The 1,480-nt window shown below is 64.7% G+C and carries 2 protein-coding genes; both read right to left on the reverse strand.

Going from position 1 to position 1,480, the window contains the following annotated elements:
• Positions 1-46: 46 nt before the first annotated feature.
• A complete protein-coding gene (locus AC1AYP_RS10585) occupies positions 47-901 on the reverse strand; it encodes an IS3 family transposase (RefSeq protein WP_476503403.1) in 855 nt (284 codons plus the stop codon).
• On the reverse strand, positions 901-1,416 hold the full coding sequence (locus tag AC1AYP_RS10590; RefSeq protein ID WP_476503402.1) for a transposase: 516 nt from the start codon (positions 1,414-1,416) through the stop codon (positions 901-903). Before AC1AYP_RS10590 ends, AC1AYP_RS10585 begins: the two co-directional genes overlap by 1 nt.
• Positions 1,417-1,480 lie beyond the last annotated feature (64 nt).

The following is a 1,480-nucleotide window of genomic DNA, read 5'->3' on the forward strand; positions in this document are numbered from 1 at the left end:
TGAACTGCGCCCCGATTGCTGGACGTGGTTTATTAAGGGTACCTGATCAGGCTGTGGGGGACATGTTCCGGAATTCCTCCGGGGTGTGTCCCCCGAGTCGTTTCTGGCGTCGTTTGGTGTTCCAGTGGACGATGTACGCGTCCAGCCCGGTCTTGAACTCCTCGTATGAGGCGAACCGGCGGCCGGTGTAGAACTCGTCCTTGAGATGGCCGAACACCTGCTCGGTGGCGGCGTTGTCCAGACAGTTGCCCTTGCGGCTCATGGACTGGCGTATGCCCAGCTCCGTCAGCCTGTTCCTCCACCATGCGTGCTGGTACTGCCAGCCCATGTCGCTGTGGAGTATGGGGTTCGCGTCCTCGGGCAGCTTCTCCTCGAGCATGGAGAGCAGGCGCCGCTGCTGGGCCATGTCGGGATGGCGGCTGATGTCCCAGGCGATGATCTCCTTGGACCCCATGTCGTACACGGGCGCGAGGTACGCCTTGCCTCCCGCGATCCTGAACTCGGTGACGTCGGTGCCCAGTTTCGTCCAGGGCCGGTCGGCCGCGAAGTCGCGTTCCAGCAGGTTCGGCGGCTTGGCGCCCGTCCCGCCCTTGTACGAGCTGTACCTCCGGTACGGGTTCGGCCGGCGTATCCGGCACTCCAGTCCCATGCGGCGCATGACCTTCAGCACGCTCTTGTGGCTCACGCGCACGCCGGACTCGTGCACGAGGCACATGCGCACCTGCCGGTGGCCGCACCCGTTGGGCGTGCGCGCGAATATCTCGGCGACCATCGGCTCGATGTCCGGACGGGTGACCGGCATGGGATGGGAACGGAGATAGTAGTAGGTGCTCCGCGCCAGACCGGCGGCCCTGAGCAGATACGCGAGCGGATGGCCGAGCCCCGCCAGCGTCGAGACGATCACCGACTTCTCCCGGTTGGTGACTTCGACGCCAGCAGGGCGCGGGCTTTTTCCAGATACGCGACCCTCGCCCTGAGATACTCGTTCTCCTCCTCGAGAAGCCGCTCCCTCGTGGGTGCCGGTTTCGGCTTGGACTTCGCGCCCTTCGGCCGACCCTTCGGCCTCGGACGCAACGCCTCCGGACCGCCCGCCCGGTACTCGCGGCACCAACGGCGCAATGGCGAGACGCTCGCGATCCCGTACCGGGCCATGACCTCGGCCGCGGTCATTCCACGCTCCACATGGTCGCGCACCGCCGCGAGCTTCGTCTCGTAGCCGTAGGCCTTTCTGCCGCCGCGTTCTCCCATGAGCGCCGCCTCCCCGCCGATCCGATACGACAGAAACCATTTTTTCGCGGTATCGACGGACACGCCAAGCCGGCGCGCCGCGGCCTTATAGCCATGGCCCTCATGGAAGACACCAACGACGAGCCGCATGAAACCATCGTCATAACGACGCCTGCGATTCCCGGACATGAGAAACCGCACCTCCAATCATCGAATCCGAATTACTTCAGTCCAACAATCAGGGTGCGGTTCA

This window comes from Bifidobacterium sp. LH_424 (assembly GCF_056356895.1).